The 21,685-nt window shown below is 65.1% G+C and carries 19 protein-coding genes; 8 read left to right on the top strand and 11 right to left on the bottom strand.

Annotated elements, in window-relative coordinates:
• Positions 1-100 precede the first annotated feature (100 nt).
• Positions 101-679: a TIGR00730 family Rossman fold protein gene (locus AB8841_RS10880; protein ID WP_370435872.1), complete on the top strand. Its 579-nt coding sequence runs from the start codon at positions 101-103 to the stop codon at positions 677-679.
• Entirely contained in the window at positions 676-1,080 is a 405-nt protein-coding gene (locus AB8841_RS10875) for an NUDIX domain-containing protein (protein WP_370435871.1), read from the top strand. Before AB8841_RS10880 ends, AB8841_RS10875 begins: the two co-directional genes overlap by 4 nt.
• On the opposite strand, the gene AB8841_RS10870 is transcribed toward AB8841_RS10875, so the two are convergent.
• Positions 1,068-2,222 carry a 2OG-Fe(II) oxygenase gene (locus tag AB8841_RS10870; protein WP_370435870.1) on the bottom strand — a complete coding sequence of 385 codons (1,155 nt, stop codon included), beginning with the start codon at positions 2,220-2,222 and terminating at the stop codon, positions 1,068-1,070. The two genes, AB8841_RS10875 and AB8841_RS10870, sit on opposite strands and share 13 nt — an antisense overlap.
• A 287-nt stretch (positions 2,223-2,509) precedes the next feature.
• Between AB8841_RS10870 and AB8841_RS10865 the strand changes: the two genes are divergently transcribed.
• The 3 genes from AB8841_RS10865 to AB8841_RS10855 all read left to right on the top strand — a co-directional run bounded on the left by AB8841_RS10865 (position 2,510) and on the right by AB8841_RS10855 (position 6,111).
• Positions 2,510-3,847, top strand: coding sequence for a serine hydrolase (locus tag AB8841_RS10865; protein ID WP_370435869.1), 1,338 nt, complete (start codon positions 2,510-2,512; stop codon positions 3,845-3,847).
• 203 nt (positions 3,848-4,050) lie between these two features.
• Positions 4,051-4,956 carry a DMT family transporter gene (locus AB8841_RS10860; protein ID WP_370435868.1) on the top strand — a complete coding sequence of 302 codons (906 nt, stop codon included), beginning with the start codon at positions 4,051-4,053 and terminating at the stop codon, positions 4,954-4,956.
• 3 nt (positions 4,957-4,959) lie between these two features.
• Complete coding sequence (locus AB8841_RS10855) at positions 4,960-6,111, top strand: GTP-binding protein (RefSeq protein ID WP_370435867.1); 1,152 nt, start codon at positions 4,960-4,962, stop codon at positions 6,109-6,111.
• A 229-nt stretch (positions 6,112-6,340) separates the two neighbouring features.
• Here AB8841_RS10855 and AB8841_RS10850 read toward each other — a convergent pair whose 3' ends face one another.
• The gene (locus AB8841_RS10850; protein WP_370435866.1) at positions 6,341-7,378 is read right to left on the bottom strand and encodes an ABC transporter substrate-binding protein; all 1,038 of its coding nucleotides are present in this window, start codon (positions 7,376-7,378) and stop codon (positions 6,341-6,343) included.
• Positions 7,379-7,625: 247 nt separating this feature from the next.
• On the opposite strand from AB8841_RS10850, the gene AB8841_RS10845 reads away from it, so the two are divergent.
• The gene (locus AB8841_RS10845; RefSeq protein WP_370435865.1) at positions 7,626-8,660 is read left to right on the top strand and encodes a TerC family protein; all 1,035 of its coding nucleotides are present in this window, start codon (positions 7,626-7,628) and stop codon (positions 8,658-8,660) included.
• Positions 8,661-8,786: 126 nt separating this feature from the next.
• Here AB8841_RS10845 and AB8841_RS10840 read toward each other — a convergent pair whose 3' ends face one another.
• Positions 8,787-9,248 carry an Lrp/AsnC ligand binding domain-containing protein gene (locus AB8841_RS10840; RefSeq protein ID WP_370435864.1) on the bottom strand — a complete coding sequence of 154 codons (462 nt, stop codon included), beginning with the start codon at positions 9,246-9,248 and terminating at the stop codon, positions 8,787-8,789.
• A 113-nt stretch (positions 9,249-9,361) separates the two neighbouring features.
• Between AB8841_RS10840 and putA the strand changes: the two genes are divergently transcribed.
• The gene (gene putA / locus AB8841_RS10835; RefSeq protein ID WP_370435863.1) at positions 9,362-12,460 is read left to right on the top strand and encodes a bifunctional proline dehydrogenase/L-glutamate gamma-semialdehyde dehydrogenase PutA; all 3,099 of its coding nucleotides are present in this window, start codon (positions 9,362-9,364) and stop codon (positions 12,458-12,460) included.
• An 82-nt stretch (positions 12,461-12,542) separates the two neighbouring features.
• Here the strand turns inward: putA and AB8841_RS10830 are convergent, their stop codons facing one another.
• From AB8841_RS10830 to AB8841_RS10800, 7 genes are all read right to left on the bottom strand, one after another.
• Positions 12,543-13,052, bottom strand: a complete 510-nt coding sequence (locus AB8841_RS10830; RefSeq protein WP_370435862.1) for a 2'-5' RNA ligase family protein — start codon at positions 13,050-13,052, stop codon at positions 12,543-12,545.
• Positions 13,053-13,090: 38 nt separating this feature from the next.
• Positions 13,091-13,492, bottom strand: a complete 402-nt coding sequence (locus tag AB8841_RS10825; protein ID WP_370435861.1) for a F0F1 ATP synthase subunit epsilon — start codon at positions 13,490-13,492, stop codon at positions 13,091-13,093.
• Between the two features lie 114 nt (positions 13,493-13,606).
• Complete coding sequence (gene atpD / locus AB8841_RS10820) at positions 13,607-15,061, bottom strand: F0F1 ATP synthase subunit beta (RefSeq protein WP_370435860.1); 1,455 nt, start codon at positions 15,059-15,061, stop codon at positions 13,607-13,609.
• Between the two features lie 21 nt (positions 15,062-15,082).
• Positions 15,083-15,955 (bottom strand): F0F1 ATP synthase subunit gamma, encoded by an 873-nt coding sequence (locus tag AB8841_RS10815; RefSeq protein WP_370435859.1) that lies wholly within the window; start codon positions 15,953-15,955, stop codon positions 15,083-15,085.
• Positions 15,956-15,992: 37 nt separating this feature from the next.
• On the bottom strand, positions 15,993-17,522 hold the full coding sequence (gene atpA, locus AB8841_RS10810; protein WP_370435858.1) for a F0F1 ATP synthase subunit alpha: 1,530 nt from the start codon (positions 17,520-17,522) through the stop codon (positions 15,993-15,995).
• Positions 17,522-18,094: a F0F1 ATP synthase subunit delta gene (locus AB8841_RS10805; RefSeq protein ID WP_370435857.1), complete on the bottom strand. Its 573-nt coding sequence runs from the start codon at positions 18,092-18,094 to the stop codon at positions 17,522-17,524. The genes atpA and AB8841_RS10805 overlap by 1 nt, the downstream gene beginning before the upstream one ends.
• 285 nt (positions 18,095-18,379) lie before the next feature.
• Entirely contained in the window at positions 18,380-18,940 is a 561-nt protein-coding gene (locus tag AB8841_RS10800) for a histidine phosphatase family protein (RefSeq protein ID WP_370435856.1), read from the bottom strand.
• Positions 18,941-19,290: 350 nt separating this feature from the next.
• On the opposite strand from AB8841_RS10800, the gene AB8841_RS10795 reads away from it, so the two are divergent.
• The gene (locus tag AB8841_RS10795; RefSeq protein ID WP_370435855.1) at positions 19,291-19,539 is read left to right on the top strand and encodes a hypothetical protein; all 249 of its coding nucleotides are present in this window, start codon (positions 19,291-19,293) and stop codon (positions 19,537-19,539) included.
• On the opposite strand, the gene AB8841_RS10790 is transcribed toward AB8841_RS10795, so the two are convergent.
• Positions 19,508-21,670, bottom strand: coding sequence for a primosomal protein N' (locus AB8841_RS10790; protein WP_370435854.1), 2,163 nt, complete (start codon positions 21,668-21,670; stop codon positions 19,508-19,510). The genes AB8841_RS10795 and AB8841_RS10790 overlap by 32 nt on opposite strands.
• Positions 21,671-21,685: the final 15 nt, after the last annotated feature.

Below are 21,685 nucleotides of genomic sequence, written 5' to 3'. Positions count from 1 at the left end.
CCATTCGGCAAGCTGGCCTCGGCACAGGGTGGAACAGCCTTGAATTTGGGGCGCTCTCGGCCTCCATAGACGTTTCGGAACGAATCAACGGACAAGTCCCATGCGTCTTTGCGTCTTCTGCGGCTCCAGCGCGGGCCAGGATCCCGTCTATGTCGAGACCGCCCGCGTGCTGGGCGAGACCCTGGCGCGAAACGGCATCGAGCTCGTCTATGGCGGCGCCTCGGTCGGCCTGATGGGCGCCGTGGCGGATGCGGTGCTGGCCGCCGGCGGCCGCGTGGTCGGCGTGATGCCCCAATCCCTTGTCGACAAGGAGATCGCCCATGCGGGCCTGAGCGAGTTGCGGGTGGTCGGCTCGATGCATGAGCGCAAGGCCCTGATGGCCGAGCTGTCCGACGGCTTCATCGCCCTGCCGGGCGGCCTTGGCACCTTCGAGGAGTTATTCGAGGTCTGGACCTGGGCCCAGCTCGGCTATCACAAGAAGCCGTGCGCCCTGCTCAATGCCGCCGGCTTCTACGACAAGCTGGCGGACTTCCTCGACGACGTGGTGGAACGCGGCTTCGTCAAACCCATTCACCGCGCCATGCTGATCGTCCATGACGAACCGGCGGCCCTGATCGATGAGATTCGTCGATACGAGCCGCCGAAGGTCACGAAATGGATCAAGGCGGGCGAGCGTTGATCGATATCGTCACGGCCCTCATCCGCAACGGGCAAGGCCATGTGCTGCTCGTCCGAAAGCGCGGCACGCAGAGCTTCATGCAGCCGGGCGGCAAGCCTGAACCCGGCGAGAGCGACGAAGCGGCGCTCATGCGGGAGGTGAGCGAAGAGCTCGGCTGCACCCTCGTTCCGGGCTCTACGCGGGCGCTCGGCGTTTTCGAGGCCCCTGCCGCCAACGAGCCCGGTCAATGGGTGCGGGCCCGGGCCTATGCGGCCCGGATCGGAGGCTCCGTCGCCTGCCGGGCGGAAATCGTCGAATATGCCTGGGTGGATCCGCGCGAGCCGGGCGAGCGGATCCTCGCTCCCCTCACGCGGGACACGATCCTGCCGCTCGCCCTGTCGCTGGGGAATCAGGCTCTGTAGGCTCCCACCCCCTCCCCAAGGGCAGCATTGTTCGCTTCACGGACCTTGGCGGCAGCCTCGTCATAGAGGAAGGGCAGGAAGGCGAAGCGCCGCCCCGCGGTGACTTTGGACACGGCGTGAAGCAGCGGAGCCGAGAATACGACGGCGCCTCCGAGCGGGGCCTTGTAGCTGCGCGATCCGTATTCGGGGAAGCTCACCTCCCCGCCCTCGAAATCGTCGTTGAGGTTGATCGATACGGCAAAGCGCCGGTGGGCCGTCCCCTTGGTGGTGTTGTCGCGATGCGGACGGAAATGTCCGCCATCCTCCGCCGCGTAGCAGGAGACGATATAGCGCTCCATGCGGGTCGGGGTGAAGAAGTGCACCTTCTCGATCTCGGGATTGACGCGGCGAAGGATGCGGCGCTGCAACTGCCCGATCAGCTCGGGATCCGTGATGGTGAAGTCCTTGCGCCGCTTGTGGTCCGGATCGTGCGCCGGAACGGTCCTGCCGTCGACCTCGCGCATGAAGCCCGATTCCTGCCCCCCGTGCGTCTGATAGAGGCCGATGAGATGCCGGCAGAGGGCGGGCTCGAACACGTCCGGAATGACGAGGATGGGCGCCGGCATCTCGAAACCGGCGAAGCGGTCGACCGGCGGCAGGTCGCGCAGATAGGCCATCACCTCCTCGCGGTCGCTGCCGTCGCTCTTGAACGGGAAGATGGCGCGGATGCGAAGCGTCGGATTGAGCACCATCCAGAACCGGCGCGTTGGGACCTCCCTCCGGCCCGGCTCGGCATCGTGCGGGATGGCGCCGTAGAGCCGGCCGATGCTTGCGTCGAAGTCCCAGAAATGCCGGATTCCGGGCAGGATCTGGCGGGCCCGCTGCTCCGACAGATCCGACGGATCGACGCTCACCCCGAACAGGGCGATCTTGTCGTCATCGAAGAGATGCCGGTGCGTTTCCTGGACGGTTCTCAGAGCCTCCCGCCCGACCTCGTCCGATCCCGTCCCGTAAAAGCAGAGGACTAGATAACGCCCAGCCGCCGCTTCGAAGTGATAGCGGGGATTGCTCGTCGAATTTTGCGTGAACCAGGGGGCGGGATCGCCGACCTGCAGGACGCGATAGGCGGGCTTCACGATGGCAGAATCGGCAGTATCGGTCATGACAAGATCATTGAGGCGTCGCTTGACGTAATTTTATATCGATCATCCTCACATACCACAAGACTCGATCCACCGGAAACAATGGCCGCGCTTGGTTGTTCTTTAAAAGGGAGCGGCTCTTGCCACTCTCTTGCCACGGAGTTTGGTACAAAGGTCAGACTGGGATTGCGACGCACTGCCCTTACCTAGTCAAATCCGAGGTTTGGGACTAACAATATAGCTCAGCTGGCAAGCGGGGCTTTCAGATCCCCTCTCCGAACGTTGCTTAAGTCAAGGAGTCGTTCCTTATGAACGTTAGCCGAGCCCTTCGCGTGACCGCCTTTGCCGTGGCCGCCCTTCTGGGCGGTCAGGCTTTGGCCGCCGGAACCCCCGCCCTCGTGGTCGAGGTCGAGTCCGGCCGCGTGCTGCACGCGGAGCGAGCGACGGATCCGTGGTATCCGGCCTCCATCACCAAGCTCATGACAACCTATGTCGCCCTCGACAAAGTGCGCTCCGGACAGCTGAGCATGGATACCCTCCTGACGGTGACCGACGGCGCCGCCGCACTGCCGCCCTCCAAGATGGGCTTCAAGCCGGGCACCCAGATCCGCCTCGACAACGCCCTCAAGATCTTGCTGGTGAAATCGGCGAACGATGTGGCGGCCACCATCGCGGATAATATCGGAGGATCGACCGACGGTTTCGCGGCGCTCATGAACGCCCAGGCGCAGCGGCTCGGCATGACGGGCAGCCATTTCGCCAATCCGCACGGCCTGCCCGACGAGCGCAACCAGACCACCGCCCGCGACATGGCGATCCTCGCCCGTGCCTTGCTGCGGGAGTTTCCCGAATATCAGGACCTGTTCCATATCGGTGCGGTGCAGTTCGGCCGTCGGATCATGCGCAACACCAACGGCCTCATCGGCCGCTATCCGGGTGCCGACGGCATGAAGACCGGCTTCATCTGCTCGTCCGGCTTCAACGTGGTGGCCACCGCCACCCGCAACGGCCGCCACCTGATCACGGTCGTGCTCGGCGCGCCTTCCGCCAACGAGCGGACGATGCAGGCCGCCGAACTGTTCGACCGCGGCTTCAACAGCCGCGTGAACTTCACGAATCCCGAACTCACCGCTCTGCCAGCCTCGGCCAACGCGACGCCGCCCGATATGCGCTCGGTGATCTGCGACCGCCGCGGGCCGGTGCCGCAGGAAGAAGATGCTCCGGTGGTGGCCGAGGACGACACCTCGAACATTCCCAATCTCTTCTCGTCCGACGTCATGGCCTTCGCGGGCGATACGCAGAAGCCCGTGCGCACGGTGCTTGGCCCCCGCACCGCCGTGCAGCCCGAGCGCGTCTGGGTCGGCCTGAATCCGCCTTCGGAGGCAGAGCTTGCCGCGCAGGCTGCGGCCGAGGAGGCGGCCGAACAGGCCCGTCAGAAGAAGAGAGCGGCCTCCTCTAAGAAGAATGGCAAGCAGGCGGCCAAGAAGCCGGACGTGACGCCCGTGATCGAGGAGGGCGACAAGGCCAAGTCCAAAGGCCGCGTCAGCGTTACCGTGAAGCCGGTGGCGGGCCAGGACAAGAAAGCGCCCGCCAAGAAGGACCAGAAGGCGCAAGCATCCTCGAAGGCCAAGTCGGCCGCGAACTGATCTCCCTTCTCCATGAAGAGCAACGCCCGGCCCAGCGCCGGGCGTTTTGCGTTGGTGCATCGGAGAGAACGGGAGCTCCGCATCGGCGCCCGAAGGGCCGCGGGCGTGAAGACCGGACCCGACTTTCCGCCGATATCCCAGCCTCTTGCATTCCCTGCCGATCCGGGCGAACGGTTACACATTCCGCGAACCCCATCCTGGACATGACGCGCTCCGCCCACGCCTCCGGCCTCGTCCTCGCCATCGGCTCCGCCGGCCTGTACGGCTTCAACATCGTCTTCGCGCGCATGGCCTCCTTTGCCGGCGCCAGCGGGTCGGCCATCGTGGTCTACCGCGTTTTCGTGATGCTGGCGCTCGTGGCCGCCGTGGCCCTGATCGCGCGGCGTTCGCTCGCCATGGTCGAAAAGGAGCGAGGGCCGCTTCTTCTGCTCGGCATCGCCAGCGCCATGCAGGGCATCTGCTATCTGTCCTCCGTCGCCTTCATTCCGGTGACGGTCGCCGCAGTGGTCTTCTACACCTATCCGATTATCATCGTCCTTACGAACCCGCTCGTGGAGAAGACGCCGCTGACGCCTGAGCTTCTTGGCGTAGCCGCGGTCGCATCCGCGGGCGTCTGCCTGGTCGTGGGCCCGGCCTTCACGGGGCTCGACTGGCGTGGCCTGGCGCTTGCCTTCGGCGGCAGCGTGGGAACGGCCGTCCAGTTCTTCGCGGCGGCGCGCTGCCCGAAATCGGATGTGGTGGCGAAGGTGTTCTGGGTTCAGCTGATCGTACTGCCCACCGCCATCCTCGTCAGCCTCGTGGCGGGGCAGCTCGCGCCGCCATCGACCCTGGCCCTGGCCCCTTTTGCGGTCACGATGACCATCGGCGGCTATGTCGGCGGCTTCGTGCTCCAGCTCTTGGCTCTCGGGCGGATCCCGGCGGTCGCGGCCGGCATCGTCTTCTGCACGGAGCCTGTGGTCGCCTCCGTCGTCTCGGCCCTGATCCTGGACGAGGTCCTTTCTCCGATACAGGTCGCAGGCGGAGCCCTTGTGCTGGCCGCCATCATCACCAACGTTCTTCTGGAACAGCGCCGCCTGAAGAACGCCCATCTGATTCCGATTGCGGATTAAGCCATGACGAACACTCCCATGACCCCGCCTCAACCGATCCCGCTGACGATCCTCACGGGCTTCCTGGGAGCGGGCAAGACCACCCTGCTCAACCGGATGCTGAAGGATCCGGCGCTGCAGGATACGGTCGTGATCATCAACGAGTTCGGAGAGATCGGCCTCGACCATCTGCTCGTGGAGACGATCGATGAGGGCATGGTGCTTCTGTCCGCCGGCTGCCTGTGCTGCACCGTACGGGGCGATCTGATCGCAACCCTCGAGGATCTTCTGCGCAAGCGCGACAACGACCGCATCATGCCCTTCAGGCGCGTGATCATCGAGACCACGGGTCTCGCCGATCCTGCGCCCATCCTCCACGCCATGCTCTATCACCCGTATCTGTCCATGCGCTACGCAGTCGAGGGCGTGGTGACGGTCATCGATGCGGTGAACGGCCCCCGAACCCTCGATGCGCATCATGAAGCGGTGAAGCAGGCGGCCGTCGCGGAGCGAATCGTCCTGACCAAGACCGATCTGGCCCAGGACAAGGCGGCCCTCGACGGCCTGAGGGAAAGACTGCACCGGCTCAACCCGGGCGCAACGATTCTCGAAGGCAACGCACCGGTGGGCGAGATCATCGCGGGGGGCCTGTTCGATCTCGAGGGCAAGATCTCCGACGTGGCCGAGTGGCTGAAGACGGAGGCGGTGGAAGAAGCCGAGCATGCGAGCCACACCCATCAGCACGGGCATCATCACCATGGCCATCCTGGTCGTCACGACCATCATCACCATCACGACGTGAATCGGCACGACGAGCGCATCCGCGCCTTCTGCCTTACCAGCGACCGGCCGATCCGCCAGGGCACGCTCGACATGTTCCTGGATCTGCTCCGCTCCACCCAAGGCGCGAAGCTCCTGCGCGTGAAGGGGCTCGTTGCTCTCGCGGAAGATCCGGAGCATCCCGTGGTCATTCACGGCGTGCAGCACGTGATCCATGTTCCGGCCATCCTGCCGCGCTGGCCGAGCGAGGACCGGCGCAGCCGTCTCGTCTTCATCGTGGACGACCTGGAGCGCGAGACGGTGGAAAAGCTCTGGAACGCCTTTCTCGGACGTCCCGCCATCGACCAGCCCGATGCGGCCGCGCTCTCGGACAATCCCCTGTCGCTGAGGCGCTAGGGCCTTTTCCGCAAAAGTGGATGCCGGTTTTGCGAAGAAAAGGCGTCTTTCTCAAACAACAAGAGCCTTTTCCATGAACCGAAGTTCATGGAAAAGGTTCTAGCGCATCGAACGCAACCTGCACGGGAACTCCATGGCGAGCCCGAAGCCCGTCGGGATCATGCTGCGGGCCGCTTCCATGCGAAATGAAAGAGGTTCGGTCACGGCTGCGACCGCGCCTCGGAATGGCTCAGTTTACTTTCCGCTGATCGGCCGCGGGAAGAAACTCGTCCGTGAACACGCTCTCCACGGTCGGCTTCTTCTTGTAGCTGAAGGTAAGCCCGATCTGGTCGAGAGCCCTGGCGAAACGCTCCTGGTCGATGCCGCCGAAGCCGTTCTCCTTCACCCAGGGCGTGATCATGTTCTGCTCCAGCACCATTTTGAGACGTTCGAGTTCCACGTCCTTCTTGGCGACGTCGTTGCGCCTGATGACCGAATCCACGGCACTTGCCGGATCCTTGATCGTGTCGTGCACGCCCTTCATGATCGCACGCAGAAGACCTTTCACTGCCTCGGGCTTCTCCTTCGCGAACTTGTCCGACACGATGATGGCGTTGCCGTAGAGGTCCACGCCGTAATCGCTCATGAGCAGGACGATGATGTCGTCGGCCGGCACGCCGCGGGACTTCAGGTTGATATAGGAGGACATGGCGAAACCGAACACGGCATCGACCTCGCCCTGCGCCAGCATCGGCTCGCGGACCGGAAACCCCACATTCTCGAACTTCATGCTGGAATCGTCGATGGAGTTGACCGCCTTGAAGATCGGCCATTGCGCGAAGGCGCCATCCGCGGCCGGTGCACCGAACGTCTTGCCCTGCAGGCTCGAGACATCCTTGGTGATGCCACGGCTTTTGCGGCCGATGATCGCGAAAGGCGGGCGGTCGTACATCATCATGACCGCCTTGATGTCCATGCCGGGATTCTCGTCGCGGAAGCGCACCAGCGAGTTCACGTCGCCCAAGCCTGCATCGTAAGTGCCGGAGGCGATGCGCGAGATCGGCTCGCGGGAGCCCGCTCCCGGATCGATCGTGACGTCCAGTCCCTCGGCCTTGAAGTAGCCCTTGTCGAGCGCCACGGCGAAGGGAGCCGCCGGGCCTTCCCAGCGCCAGTCGAGAGAAAACCGCACGGGAGTCTGCGCCTGCGCGACGACAGTGCCGAAAAGCACTGCGGCACCGGCCAGAAGCCCCCTGACCCATTGCGCCTTCGCCGAACGTTCCGACACCATCACTATCACCACCTTTGTTCTAGCCGAGCTGTCCCGAATGCCAGCTTTGCCTGGTTGAGAACCATGCAAACAGATCGGCGCGCCGGGTCAAGTCCGTTGCCGGGACACGCCTGCCCTGTGGGCCGTCATCTGACGAAAAATTGAGCACCGTCTTCGGTTCGCGGGACCCTTGAAGCATTTCGATACCGTTCCCATGTTGGCTTTCGTCGGTGACCGGGCCCCTCTGGCAGGCGCATGAAGCCCTGCGATGTCGGAACCGACGTGGTTCAACAACGGGTTCGGTCATATGCTTGAAGTCTTAGGCTTAAGCTGGCTTGGCACGCCTTTATGGATGTGGCTCGCCTTCTTTGGAATCGTCGTCGCTCTCCTTGTGCTCGACCTCGGCGTGCTGCATCGCAAGCACCGTGAGATCGGCGTGCGTGAGAGCCTTCTCATGAGCGCCTTCTACATCACCCTCGGCGTCGCCTTCGGCAGCTTCGTCTGGTGGCATATCGGCCCCGAGGCGGGCATGAACTACCTGACCGGCTTTGCGGTCGAAAAGGCGCTGGCGATGGACAACGTGTTCGTCATCGCCATGATCTTCTCCTTCTTCGCGGTGCCGCGCCTCTATCAGCACCGGGTGCTGTTCTGGGGCATTCTGGGCGTCATCGTTCTGCGTGCCCTCATGATCGGCTTCGGCGCGGCGGTGATCTCCCAGTTCTCATGGGTGCTCTATCTCTTCGCCGCGTTCCTCATCGGCACGGGCGTGAAGATGCTCGCTTTCTCGGACACGGAATACGACATCGCGAAGAATCCGGTGATCGGCTTCATGCGGCGGCGCTTCAACGTCACCGACGAGCACCATGGTCAGCACTTCTTCGTGAAGAAGCCGCATCCGAAGACCGGCAGGCTCGCGTGGTTCATGACGCCGCTCTTCATGGCGCTGGTGCTCGTCGAGATCGCGGACGTGATCTTCGCGGTGGATTCGGTTCCGGCCATCTTCGCCATCACGACGGACCCATTCATCGTCTACACGTCGAACATCTTTGCGATCCTGGGTCTGCGCGCGCTCTATTTCGCGCTCGCCGCCATGGTGCACCGCTTCCATTACCTGAAATACGCCCTGGCGTTCGTGCTGATCTTCATCGGCTCCAAGATCTTCGTGGCCGACCTGCTGGGCCTTGCGAAGATCCCGGCTTCGGTCTCGCTCGGCGTGACCTTCGCGATCCTGGCCGCGGGCGTGGGGTGGAGCCTCTGGAAAACGCGCGATGAAGCTCCTGAAGGCGACCGGGTCGCCGGTTAAAGCATCGGACATGAAAAGTGGATTTGCACTTTTGGGATCGAAACCTTTGCTCCCTTCTTCGATGAGCGCATCGTTCCTGAAGACGTCATGGCCGGACCTGATCCGGCCATGATCGTGCAAAGGCCATCAGACCGGCAGCACGCCGTCGCTCTTGACCTCCTCCATCACCGCATAGGTGCGGGTCTCCTTGACGCCTGGCAGCGCCAGCAGGATCTCTCCGAGGAAGTGGCGGTACGCTCCCATGTCGGCGACGCGCGTCTTGACCAGATAGTCGAACCCGCCCGCCACCATGTGGCATTCGAGAACCTCGGGTGCCCGCTTCACGGCTTCCGCGAATTTCTCGAAGACGTCCGGCGTGGTCTTGTCGAGGGAGACTTCCACGAAGACCAGAAGCTCCAGGCCGAGCCGATGGGGATCGAGCCTCGCGCCGAAGCCCGCGATATAGCCCTCCCGCTGCAGGCGCTTCACCCGGTCGCTGGTGGAAGTCGCCGAAAGGCCGACCTTCTCGGCGAGGTCCACCGTGGAAATCCTGCCGTCCTGCTGCAACAGCTTTAGGATCTTCCTATCGATCCGGTCAATTTCCGTCATTTTCACGCCCGATTGCCAGCTTGGCCGCGTATCTTAAGGACAAACCCGCAATATTGCCATCGAAACACGGCCGTGGACCGCTTATATGTTGCGGAAACCTTCAGAGGCCCGCCATGACCGTCAATCCCAGCATTGCCCTTTCCTTCAATCCGCCCTTCGCCGAGGACGACAAGGCGATCGCCGCCCGCCTTCTGGCGAGCTCCCGCCTGCCTCCGGAGCGTGAGCGCCGCGTGGACGAGCGCGCCACACGACTGATCGAGGCCATCCGCGCCAAGGGCGGCGGCCTCGGCGGCGTGGAGGAGATGCTGCGGGAATATGCCCTTTCCACCAAGGAGGGCTTGGCCCTCATGGTGCTGGCGGAAGCGCTGCTGCGGGTGCCCGATTCCGCCACCGCCGACAAGCTCATCGAAGACAAGCTCGGCCAGGCGGATTTCGCCGGGCACGAGGCGAAATCCGATGCCTTCCTGGTCTCGGCTTCGGCCTGGGCGCTCGGCATCACCGCCCGGGTGATCCAGCCGGGTGAGACGCCGGAGAGCATCCTGGGCCAGCTCACGAAGCGCATCGGTGTTCCCGCCGTCCGCACCGCCACCCGTCAGGCCATGCGCGTGATGGGCAACCATTTCGTGCTGGGCCAGACCATCGAGGAGGCGCTCAAGCGCGCCTCTTCCTCCAAGGGCCGCATCTATCGTTACTCCTTCGACATGCTGGGCGAAGGAGCCCGCACGGCGGATGACGCGCGGCGGTACTTCGAGTCCTACGCCTCCGCCATCGACGCCATCGGCCGCTCGGCAGGCAACGAGCCGCTGCCGAACCGCCCCGGTATTTCCGTGAAGCTCTCGGCGCTGCACCCGCGTTACGAGGCGACGAGCCGCGACCGCGTGATGCGCGAGCTCGTCCCCCTGGTGATCCAGCTCGCCCAGAAGGCGAAGTCCTACGACCTCAACTTCACCATCGATGCCGAGGAGGCCGACCGTCTCGAACTCTCGCTCGAGGTGATCGAGGCCGTGGTGGCCGATCCGTCGCTGGCGGACTGGAAGGGCTTTGGCCTTGCCATTCAGGCCTATCAGAAGCGCGCGGGCTCCGTGGTCGACGCGATCGCGGCCATCGCGGAACGCTATGATCGCCAGATGATGGTGCGTCTCGTGAAAGGTGCCTACTGGGATACCGAGGTCAAGCGCGCCCAGGAGCGCGGGCTCGACGATTATCCGGTCTTCACCCGCAAGGCGATGACGGACCTGCACTATGTCGCCTGCGCCGAGAAGATGCTCAGCCTGCGGCCGCGCATCTATCCGCAATTCGCCACCCACAACGCCCTCACGGTCGCGTCGATTCTCGAGCGCGCCGGCGGTACGGAAGGCTACGAGTTCCAGCGTCTGCACGGCATGGGCGAAGCGCTTTATGCGCGCCTGCTGGAGGACAATCCGGGCTTGGCCTGCCGCGCCTACGCCCCGGTCGGCGGCCACCGCGATCTACTGGCTTATCTCGTGCGCCGCCTGCTGGAGAACGGCGCGAACTCCTCCTTCGTGTCGGTGGCTGCCGATCCGAACGTGCCGGTGGAGGCCTTGCTCAAGCGGCCGGCCGACATCATCGTCTCGGCCGATCAGGCCCGCCACCCGAAGGTGCCGCTGCCCCGCGATCTCTACGGAGCCGGGCGCGCCAATTCGAAGGGCGTGGAGTTCGGTCATCGCACCTCGCTCGAAGGCCTGCTCAAGGAGATCTCACACGCGGGCCAGCGGAGCTTCCGCGCCGATCCCCTGATCGACGGCAAGGCCGCGTCCGGTGAGACGCGCCCGGTCGTCAGCCCCGTCGACGGAACGACGGTCGTCGGCCAGGTTGCGGAAGCGACGCCGGAGGTCGCCGACCGCGCCATGGCGTCGGCCCGGGCAGGCTTCGGTCCGTGGAGCCGTACGGATGCCACGGCCCGCGCCGAAGCGCTGGAGCGGGCGGCCGATCTTCTGGAGGAACGGCGCGGCGCGCTGCTGCATCTGCTGCAGGTCGAGGCGGGCAAGACCCTCGACGACGCGCTTTCGGAAGTCCGTGAGGCGGTGGATTTCTGCCGCTATTACGCAGTCCAGGGCCGCACCCTCTTCGGCTCCGGCGAGGCCATGCCCGGGCCGACCGGGGAGAGCAATGTGCTGCGCCTTCGCGGACGTGGCGTGTTCGTGGCGATCTCTCCCTGGAATTTCCCGCTCGCGATCTTCCTCGGGCAGGTGAGCGCGGCCCTGATGGCGGGCAACGCTGTCGTGGCGAAGCCCGCCGAACAGACGCCGCTGATCGCCGATATGGCGGTGCGCATTCTGCATGAGGCGGGCGTACCGAAGACCGCCCTTCATCTCGTTCCGGGAGACGGCCGCGTGGGCGCGCGCCTCGTCGAGCACAGGGATGTGGCGGGCGTCGTGTTCACCGGTTCCACGGACGTGGCGCGGATCATCAATCGGACGCTCGCGAACAAGGACGCGGCCATCGTCCCGCTGATCGCGGAAACCGGCGGCATCAACGCCATGATCGTGGATGCGACGGCGCTTCCGGAACAGGTGGCGGACGACGTGGTGATGTCGGCCTTCCGTTCGGCGGGCCAGCGCTGCTCGGCGCTGCGGCTCCTGTGCGTGCAGGAGGACGTGGCCGACCGGATGATCGAGATGATCGCGGGCAATGCGCGCGAACTGAAGCTCGGCGACCCTCGAGACATCTCGGTCCAGGTGGGGCCGGTGATCGACCGCGAGGCGAAAGACAAGCTCGATGCCCATATCGCGGCCATGCAAACGCAGGCAAAGGTGCGCTATGCGGGCACTGCGCCCAGCGCGGGGACCTTCGTGGCGCCGCATATCTTCGAGCTCAACCGGCCGCACGATCTGGCCCAGGAGGTGTTCGGCCCCGTGCTGCACGTGGTGCGCTACAAGGCCAACCGCCTTGAGGATGTGATCCAGGCCGTCGAAGGGACGGGATATGGCCTGACGCTCGGCGTTCACTCCCGCATCGACGCCACCGTGAAACGCATCGTCGATGCGCTCTCCGTGGGCAACGTCTATGTGAACCGCAACATGATCGGCGCTGTGGTCGGCGTGCAGCCCTTCGGCGGCCATGGCCTGTCGGGCACGGGTCCGAAGGCCGGCGGCCCTCACTACCTGCTGCGGTTCGCAACGGAACAGACCGTGACGATCAACACGGCTGCTGCTGGCGGAAACGCCAATCTGATCGCGATGGGCGAATAATCGTCGGATCGCTCGCGTCTGCCGTGATGCCCGGTGTTGAACCGGGCATCTTCATCTTCGGCACAACCGATGGTCGTGCCGTTCAGCGGAATGCGGAGCGCGCCACCTTTTCCCATGGACCACCGCGATACCACCAGAGGTCCACGCCGATGCCTGTCGCTTCGAACGGCACGAACTCGGCCGAGAGCCTCAGCAACAGGTCTCTCGCGTCTTTGGGATCGACGTTGTTCTGGATCGTGACGTGGGGCTGATGCTTCTGTCTGTCTTGAGCCGTCAGCCAGGATCCCCATTCACGAGCGAGAGTGCTGCGAAAACCCGTGAGTTCAGGAGCGTCGAGCATGTAGGCAACGCCGCGTCCGAGCGAGCGCAGACCCGTGACGCTCAGCGCGAATCGGGCCTGTTCGCGGCTCGTCTGTTCAAGGAAGTCCTGGATGGCGGCAACCCGCTCGCCGGGTAGCTGGTGGAACAGCGTCAGATGCGCCGGAATGAAGTTTCGCTCGGGCGGGAAATAGCGCCGCCTCTGTTGGTCGAGAAAGGCGAAGGAGCGCTCGTCGAGAGCGAGCGTCAGGATCAGGGGCGCAGACTTGGTCATGCAAAGAAAAACCCGGCTCGGGGCCGGGTTGTTTCGATTCAGTAGTTCAGCGCCGCCTTCGCTTCGCGCAGCTGCGCGATGGTCGATTCGGCTGCGTGCTTGGCAGCCGGCTCCGCGGTGGAGTCCCAGATCATCTCGGCCTGGAGGATTTCCTTGTCCAGGAGCTCCTGCGTCAGCTCCTCCTCGGGAAGAGCGCGCTCGGCCAGCACCGTGAGGCCGCTCTGGTTGATGTCGGCGAAGCCGCCGCGCACCAGCACCCGGCGACCGTTGCCGGGATTGCTCGTAATGACGAGGAAGCCGGTCTTGAGGGTCGTCATCGTCGGCGCGTGACCGGCGAGAACCGTCATGTCGCCTTCGCTCGCGGGCAGGACAACCGCATCGACGGAGCCTGAGAACAGCACGCGCTCGGGAGAGACGAGTTCGAAAGTGAAGGTGGCCATCTGAGCTTCTCGTCATCCGCCGCTCGAGGGGAGCGGTCCGGGGTCGTTGGAGACAGGCTTTAAAAGCGAGTCCCGGAGCGTGAGGGCACGCTCCGGGACGAGCCTTACGTTCAATTAAGCAGCTTCAGCCGCGAGGCGCTGGGCCTTCTCGATCGCTTCCTCGATGGTGCCGACCATGTAGAAGGCGGCCTCCGGGAGGTGATCGTACTGACCGTCGACGAGGCCCTTGAAGCCCTTGATGGTGTCTTCAAGCGCGACGAGCTTGCCGGGCGAGCCGGTGAAGACTTCCGCCACGTGGAAGGGCTGCGACAGGAAGCGCTCGATCTTGCGGGCGCGGGCCACGGAGAGCTTGTCCTCTTCGGAGAGCTCGTCCATGCCCAGGATCGCGATGATGTCCTGGAGCGCCTTGTAGCGCTGCAGCACCTGCTGGACCTGACGGGCGACGTTGTAGTGCTCTTCGCCGACGATGGCGGCGGACAGCATGCGCGAGGTCGAGTCGAGCGGGTCCACGGCCGGGTAGATGCCCTTCTCGGCGATCGAACGCGACAGCACGGTCGTGGCGTCGAGGTGGGCGAAGGACGTGGCCGGCGCCGGGTCGGTCAGATCGTCGGCGGGCACGTAGATGGCCTGCACCGAGGTGATCGAGCCCTTGGTGGTGGTGGTGATGCGCTCCTGCAGGGCACCCATGTCGGTAGAGAGCGTCGGCTGATAGCCCACGGCCGAGGGAATGCGGCCGAGAAGCGCCGACACCTCGGACCCTGCCTGGGTGAAGCGGAAGATGTTGTCCACGAAGAACAGCACGTCCTGGCCCTGGTCGCGGAAGTGCTCGGCGACCGTCAGACCGGTCAGAGCGACGCGGGCGCGGGCGCCCGGGGGCTCGTTCATCTGGCCGTACACGAGAGCGCATTTGGAACCGGCGGCCGAGCCGTTGTTCTCGGCCGGGTTCACGTTCACGCGGGACTCGATCATCTCGTGATAGAGGTCGTTGCCCTCGCGGGTGCGCTCGCCGACGCCGGCGAACACGGAGTAGCCGCCGTGCGCCTTCGCGACGTTGTTGATGAGCTCCATGATGAGCACGGTCTTGCCGACGCCTGCGCCCCCGAAGAGGCCGATCTTACCGCCCTTGGCGTAGGGAGCGAGCAGGTCGACGACCTTGATGCCCGTCACGAGGATCTGGCCCTCGGTGGACTGCTCGGCGTAGGACGGAGCGGGCTGGTGAATGGCGCGCTCGGTCTCGCCGACGATGGGGCCGGCCTCGTCCACGGGCTCGCCGATGACGTTCATGATGCGGCCGAGGGTGGCGGCTCCGACCGGCACGGAGATCGGGGCGCCGGTGTCGGTGACTTCCTGGCCGCGCACCAGACCCTCGGAAGTGTCCATGGCGATGCAGCGCACGGTGTTCTCGCCGAGCTGCTGCGAGACTTCGAGCACCAGGCGATTGCCCTGGTTGGTGGTCTCGAGAGCGTTGAGGATCTCGGGGAGATGGCCCTCGAACTGCACGTCGACGACGGCGCCGATGACCTGCGTGATGTGGCCGACGTTGCCGGCGGGATTAGCGGTGTTAGCCATGTGAGGCTCCTCTCGGATTCGTCAGAGCGCCTCGGCGCCCGAAATGATTTCGATCAGTTCCTTGGTGATCATCGCCTGACGCGACCGGTTGTAGGTCATCGTCTGCTTCTTGATCATCTCGCCCGCGTTGCGGGTCGCGTTGTCCATGGCGCTCATGCGGGCGCCCTGTTCGGAGGCGGCGTTCTCCAGGAGCGCGCGGAAGATCTGCACCGTGAGATTGCGCGGCAGAAGCGTCGTCAGAATCTCGCCCTCGTCGGGCTCGTAATCGTAGACTGCGTCCGATGTGGTGCCGGTGGCTTCGATCTGGGCGGGGATGATCTGCTGCGCGGTCGGGATCTGGGCGATCACGGAGCGGAAACGCGAGTAGAACAGGGTCGCGATGTCGAATTCGCCGGCCTCGAAGAGTCCGAGCACTTTCTGGGCGATCTGGTCCGCCTGCTCGAAGCCGATCTGACGCACGGAGCGGAGATCGACGAGATCGATGATCTGCTCGGCGAACTGACGACGCAGGATGTCGTAGCCCTTCTTGCCGACGCAGATGATCTTGACCGTCTTGCCTTCGGCCAGGAGCCGGTTGGCGTGCTCTCGGGCAAGACGCGCGATCGAGGAGTTGAACGCACCGCAAAGGCCGCGCTCGGCCGTGCAGACGACCAGGAGATGAACCTGGTTTGCGCCCGTTCCGGCCAGCAGACGCGGCGTCTCGGGCCCGACCGTAATGCCGGACGCGAGGTTGCCGAGCACCGTGGCCATGCGCTCCGCATAGGGACGCGCGGCCTCCGCCGCGGTCTGCGCGCGGCGCAGCTTCGCGGCGGCGACCATCTGCATGGCCTTGGTGATCTTCTGCGTCGCCTTGACCGAGGCGATGCGGTTACGAAGGTCTTTCAAGCTCGGCATCGAGCGGCCCTACCCTCTCCGGAATTCCGGCTGGATCTTACGAGAACGACTTTGCGAAGGACTGGACGACGTCCTTGAGCTTCGCTTCGGTGTCGCTCGACAGGTCCTTGGAAGCGCGGATCGATTCCAGGATGTCGGCGTGCTTGCCGCGCAGGAGCGCCAGGAGACCGTCCTCGAAAGCGCGCACGCGGTTGAGCGGCAGGTTGTCGAGGTAGCCGTTGACGCCGGCATAGATCACGGCGACCTGCTCTTCCATCTTCAGCGGCGAGAACTGCGGCTGCTTCAGGAGTTCGGTCAGGCGCGAGCCGCGGTTCAGAAGGCGCTGCGTCGTGGCGTCGAGGTCGGAGCCGAACTGAGCGAAGGCCGCCATCTCGCGGTACTGCGCCAGCTCGCCCTTGATCTTGCCCGCGACCTTCTTCATCGCCTTCGTCTGGGCCGAGGAGCCCACGCGCGACACGGAGAGGCCGACGTTCACGGCCGGACGGATGCCCTGGTAGAACAGATCCGTCTCGAGGAAGATCTGGCCGTCGGTGATCGAGATCACGTTGGTCGGGATGTAGGCCGACACGTCGTTCGCCTGCGTCTCGATGACCGGCAGAGCGGTGAGCGAACCGGCGCCGTTGGCGTCATTCAGCTTCGCGGCGCGCTCCAGCAAGCGGGAGTGCAGGTAGAACACGTCGCCGGGGTAAGCCTCGCGGCCCGGAGGACGGCGAAGCAGAAGCGACATCTGGCGGTAGGCAACGGCCTGCTTGGACAGGTCGTCGTAGGTGATCACGGCGTGCATGCCGTTGTCGCGGAAGAATTCGCCCATGGCGCAGCCGGCGAAGGGAGCCAGGAACTGCATCGGGGCCGGATCGGAAGCGGTCGCGGCGACCACGATGGAGTATTCCAGAGCGCCGTTGTCCTCGAGGGCCTTCACGAACTGAGCGACCGTGGAGCGCTTCTGGCCGACGGCGACGTACACGCAGTACAGCTTCTGCGATTCGTCGTTGCCCTGGTTGAGAGGCTTCTGGTTCAGGATCGTGTCGAGGGCGATCGCGGTCTTGCCGGTCTGACGGTCGCCGATGATCAGCTCGCGCTGGCCGCGGCCGACCGGGATGAGCGCGTCGATGGCCTTGAGGCCCGTCGCCATCGGCTCGTGCACCGACTTGCGCGGAATGATGCCGGGAGCCTTCACGTCGACGCGGCGACGCTCGGTGAACTCGATCGGACCCTTGCCGTCGATCGGGTTGCCCAGGGCGTCGACGACGCGGCCGAGGAGACCCTTGCCGACCGGCACGTCCACGATGGCGCCCGTGCGCTTCACGGTCTGGCCTTCGGCAATCTCGCGGTCGGAACCGAAGATCACGACGCCGACGTTGTCGGTCTCGAGGTTGAGGGCCATGCCGCGCACGCCGCTCTCGAATTCGACCATCTCACCGGCCTGGACCTTGTCGAGGCCGTAGCAACGGGCGATACCGTCACCGACGGACAGGACCTGACCGACTTCGGTGACTTCAGCCTCGGTGCCGAAGTTCTTGATCTGCTCTTTGAGGATCGCGGAGATCTCAGCGGCTCGAATGTCCATCAGCGGACCTCTTTCATCGCTAGACGAATGGAATTGAGTTTGGTGCGCACCGATGCGTCCACCATGCGGGAGCCCACCTTCACGATGAGGCCGCCGATGAGGCTCGGGTCGATCTTGACGTCGACAGCGACGTCAGCCTTGGCGACGTCGCGCAGCGCCGCCTTGATTTCGTTGAGAACGGCATCCGACGGAGCCTCCGCCAGGGTCACCTGAGCCCGGACGATTCCCTTCGCGTCGGACACGTGCGCCTGATAGGCGCGAATCATGTCCGGAAGGGCGAACAGGCGGCGCTTGGAGGCCACCAGGCGGATGAAGTTCCCCGCCAGGCCCGCGATGCCGGCCTTCGCCAGGAGGGCATCCATCGCGCGGGACTGCTCTTCAGCCGTGAAAATGGGATTGCGGATCAGGCGCTGCAGGTCTTCGCTGCCCCGGATCATCTCTTCGAAGCGGCCGAGGTCGCCAGCGACGGCGTCCACGGCATTGGCCTCCCGAGCGAGCTCGAACAGCGCCGATGCATAGCGCAACGCTACGCCCGACAGGAGGGGTCCTTCTTGCGAACCGCTTTGCGCCACGTAATCGTCTCTCTCAAGTTACGGGTTTCTCACCGGCGAGCTTTGAAGCGAGCTGTCGGGAAACCCGTCGGGTCGATGGAAGTGAGCCTTAGGCGGGACCGTCTCCGCCCACAGGCGGGGGTGCACTAGCATGGGTTTTCCCGGGACGCAAGGCGAGCTAAGCCAGGAGCGGCCTGTAAAAATTCGGTGAGCCCGCCCGGAAGCATCGCCCCGGGACGGAATGCCGTTTCATGCGCGGCCCGAACTTTTCGCGGGCCGCATCGCCCGGTACGTGGAAGGACCGGGTCAGAGTTCCAGAACGGCGACTTCGCAATTGCCGAGGTACCGGCCGGTGAGCCGGCTGAAGAAGGTGCCGTGCCCCACGACGGCGATCATCCGTTCCGGCCGGTCCTCGAGCCAGCGCCGGAACTGCTCGACCCGTCCCTCGAAGATGTGGCTGGGCTCATACACGAAGCCGCGCGGATCCGGCTCGCCCTCGTGGTGCCACCAGACCTCGGCCAGGTGGTCGAAGGCGAGGTGCGGAAAGTCCTGCATCAGCAGGGCCGGAGCACGCCCCACATCGCAGCTGCTCTCCAGATGCTCCCGATGGAGGCATTCCACATGGATCGGAGGTCTCGCCGGATGGTCGCCGAACAGCCCCATGGTCGTCTGGATCGCCCGGGTGAGCGGCGTGGTGATGACGAGCTCGTAAGGGTGCCAGTGCAGCTCACGGGCCCGCTCCTGAACCTGTCTGAGACCGAGCTCGGTAAGCGGCGCATCGAAGTGCAGCGGGTCTTCGCCAGTTTCGGCGAAATGGGCATTGAAGGTGGATTGGCCGTGGCGGATGCAGTGAACGATCTTGGGCATGGGGTCCTTTCGCTGGAGAACCGGACGAAAAAGTGAAATCCACCTTCGCGGATCCGTCCGGTGTTCAGTTTCAGCCGGTGTATGGGGCGTCGGGCCGGATCTGCCCTTCCGCACAGGGTGCTACCGATCACAAAAGCGTCTTCGGGTCGACCCGATTGAGGTACTCGGTCGCAGATGGGTCTTTGTGCCCTTGAGAACCCGGAGCTGGGCGACACCATTAGAGCATCGAGCGCAAAAGTGGGAACCAGTTTTGCGTGAAAAGATGCTCACAATCAGAATGTTACAGCGTCGGACGTGATTTCGATTGCCCGTCCGACGTTGTGAGGCGTCGGTAACCCAAGGAGGCCTCCATGCGCCTGTTCGCCGGCTTCACCCTGCTCGCCTTGGGTCTGTTCTGGAGCTATCCCTTCCTGGGCCCGGGGCTCGAAAGGACCCTGCGCGCGAAGGTCGCGTCCTCCAAGGTCGTGTCCTGGCCGGCTCCGCGCGAGCCCGTCCTCGTGCTCGCGCCGAAGGACATTCGGGGGCGGCCCGGCGAGACCGCCGCGGTAAACCTTGCGGAAAACGCTCTTACAGAAAGCTCTGCGGATCCACGTCGATAGAGACGCGGATACTGCCCCTCACCTTCGGACAGCGGGTCATCCAGGCCCGGAGATAGCCCTGGAGATCGACCTCCCGCTCCGTCTTCGCCAGCAGCCTGTAGCGATAACGCCCCCGGATCAGGGCGAGCGGCGCCTCGGCGGGCCCGAGCACCATGACGCCTGGTGGCGGCTCCGCCACCAGGGCCATGGCCCTGGCATGGGCTTCGGCGACCGCCCGGTCCTCCGCCGATACGATCAGCGACGCGAGCCGTCCGAAGGGCGGCAGGCCTGCCATCTCGCGGACGCGGGTCTCCTCCTCGTAGAATCGCTCCGCATCACCGGACACCAGGGCGGCGATGACCGGATGGTCCGGCTGCCAGGTCTGGACGAGCGCCCTCCCGGGCTTCTCGCCGCGCCCGGCGCGGCCCGTCACCTGCTGCAGCATCTGGAAGGTTCGCTCCGCGGCGCGCGGATCGCCGGAGGTCAGGCCGATATCGGCATCCAGCACGCCGACCAGGGTCATGAGCGGGAAATTGTGCCCCTTCGCCACGAGCTGGGTGCCGATGACGATGTCGACCTCGCCCGCCGCGATGGCGGCGAGTTCCGACCGCAACCGCTCCGTACCGCCTGGGAAGTCGCTGGAGAGTACGATGGAGCGCTTGTCGGGGAAGAGCTCGGCCACCTCCTCGGCGATCCGCTCCACGCCGGGCCCGCAGGGCACCAGCGAATCGATGCTGCCGCATTCCACGCAGGCGTGCGGCGTGCGCTCCACATGGCCGCAATGATGGCACACGAGGGCGCGCCTGAAGCGGTGCTCCACCAGCCAAGCCGAGCAGTTCGGGCATTCGTAGCGATGGGCGCAGGCACGGCAGAGCGTGAGCGGCGCATATCCCCGGCGGTTGAGGAAGAGCAGCGCCTGCTCGCCGCGCCCGAGAGTTTCCTCCACGCAGGCGACGAGCGTGGGCGAGAGCCAGCGCCCCTTCGGGACCTGCTCGCGCCGCAGGTCCACGGCGCGGATCTGCGGCATGGAGCGTCCGCCGAAGCGCTCCGGCAGCTTGACGTGACGATAGCGTCCGCGCTCCGCATTCACCCGGCTCTCGATGGACGGCGTGGCCGAGGCCAGGACCACCATGGCGTTTTCGATCTTGCCCCGCACCACCGCCATGTCACGGGCATGGTAGTGCACGCCGTCATCCTGCTTGTAGGCGGTCTCGTGCTCCTCATCGACCACGATGAGCGAAAGATCCGCGTAGGGCAGGAACAGAGCCGAGCGCGCGCCCGCCACCACCTTGACCTCGCCCGAGGCGATCGCCGCATAGAGTCGCTCGCGCTTGCGGCCCGTGACGCCCGAATGCCAGGTCGCGGGCTTGACCCCGAATCGCGCCGCGAACCGGTCGAGGAACTGCGCCGTGAGGGCGATTTCCGGCATGAGGATCAGGGCCTGCCTGCCTTTGCGGACGGCCTCGGCCACCGCCTCGAAATACACCTCCGTCTTTCCGGATCCGGTCACGCCTTCGAGCAGGATGACGGGCGGGTGCTCTTCCCCCAAGGCGGCGACGAGCTCCCTCGCGGCCTCTCCCTGGCCATCGGAGAGCGTGGTATCGCCGAAACCGGGATCGGGCCGTCCGGCCACCGGCTCCTGCAGAAGCGTCAGCGTTTCGAGAACGTTCTCGTCGATGAGCCCGTCGATGACGCCGGGGCTGACGCCGGCGGCATGGGCAAGCTCGCTCTTCAGGCGCACCACGCCGTCCTGCGCGACCTCGATCACTCTCTGCCGTGCGGGCGTCATGCGCTTGGGCCTGCTCTCGGTCAGCCTGACGCCCACCCGCACGACCTCCGTACGGTCCGGATCGGGAAATTTCAGGCTCATGGCGAGCGCGGAGCCCTTGGGCGACAGGGTGTACCAGGACACCCAATCGATGAACTTGCGCATCTTGGGCGACAGGTTCGGCCCTTCGAGGAGGCCCGTCACCTTCTTGAAATTGGCGCCCTGCCCTTCGCGCAGGGTCCACACCACGCCCGCCACCTCCCGGGTCGCGAGCGGCACCTGCACGACATCGCCCTCCTCGAGCGCGAGGTCGTCCGGCACGGCATAGGAATAGGCCGTATCCAGCGCCAGCGGAATGAGGACATCGGCAATCTTGGAGGCCATCAGGGAGCGAACGGG

The organism is Microvirga sp. TS319, assembly GCF_041276405.1.
Lineage (GTDB): Bacteria > Pseudomonadota > Alphaproteobacteria > Rhizobiales > Beijerinckiaceae > Microvirga.
Note: the sequence above shows the minus strand (reverse complement) of the source record. Positions and strands in the feature narration are given on the sequence as shown.

Coding starts and splice junctions, on each gene's coding strand:
- AB8841_RS10830 (WP_370435862.1), bottom strand. CDS start 13,052: ATGACCAAGTCTGCGCCCCTGATCCTGACGCTCGCTCTCGACGAGCGC.
- atpD (WP_370435860.1), bottom strand. CDS start 15,061: ATGGCTAACACCGCTAATCCCGCCGGCAACGTCGGCCACATCACGCAG.
- AB8841_RS10865 (WP_370435869.1), top strand. CDS start 2,510: ATGAACGTTAGCCGAGCCCTTCGCGTGACCGCCTTTGCCGTGGCCGCC.
- AB8841_RS10795 (WP_370435855.1), top strand. CDS start 19,291: ATGCGCCTGTTCGCCGGCTTCACCCTGCTCGCCTTGGGTCTGTTCTGG.
- atpA (WP_370435858.1), bottom strand. CDS start 17,522: ATGGACATTCGAGCCGCTGAGATCTCCGCGATCCTCAAAGAGCAGATC.
- putA (WP_370435863.1), top strand. CDS start 9,362: ATGACCGTCAATCCCAGCATTGCCCTTTCCTTCAATCCGCCCTTCGCC.
- AB8841_RS10845 (WP_370435865.1), top strand. CDS start 7,626: ATGTCGGAACCGACGTGGTTCAACAACGGGTTCGGTCATATGCTTGAA.
- AB8841_RS10880 (WP_370435872.1), top strand. CDS start 101: ATGCGTCTTTGCGTCTTCTGCGGCTCCAGCGCGGGCCAGGATCCCGTC.
- AB8841_RS10850 (WP_370435866.1), bottom strand. CDS start 7,378: ATGGTGTCGGAACGTTCGGCGAAGGCGCAATGGGTCAGGGGGCTTCTG.
- AB8841_RS10855 (WP_370435867.1), top strand. CDS start 4,960: ATGACGAACACTCCCATGACCCCGCCTCAACCGATCCCGCTGACGATC.
- AB8841_RS10815 (WP_370435859.1), bottom strand. CDS start 15,955: ATGCCGAGCTTGAAAGACCTTCGTAACCGCATCGCCTCGGTCAAGGCG.
- AB8841_RS10840 (WP_370435864.1), bottom strand. CDS start 9,248: ATGACGGAAATTGACCGGATCGATAGGAAGATCCTAAAGCTGTTGCAG.
- AB8841_RS10825 (WP_370435861.1), bottom strand. CDS start 13,492: ATGGCCACCTTCACTTTCGAACTCGTCTCTCCCGAGCGCGTGCTGTTC.
- AB8841_RS10870 (WP_370435870.1), bottom strand. CDS start 2,222: ATGACCGATACTGCCGATTCTGCCATCGTGAAGCCCGCCTATCGCGTC.
- AB8841_RS10800 (WP_370435856.1), bottom strand. CDS start 18,940: ATGCCCAAGATCGTTCACTGCATCCGCCACGGCCAATCCACCTTCAAT.
- AB8841_RS10790 (WP_370435854.1), bottom strand. CDS start 21,670: ATGGCCTCCAAGATTGCCGATGTCCTCATTCCGCTGGCGCTGGATACG.
- AB8841_RS10860 (WP_370435868.1), top strand. CDS start 4,051: ATGACGCGCTCCGCCCACGCCTCCGGCCTCGTCCTCGCCATCGGCTCC.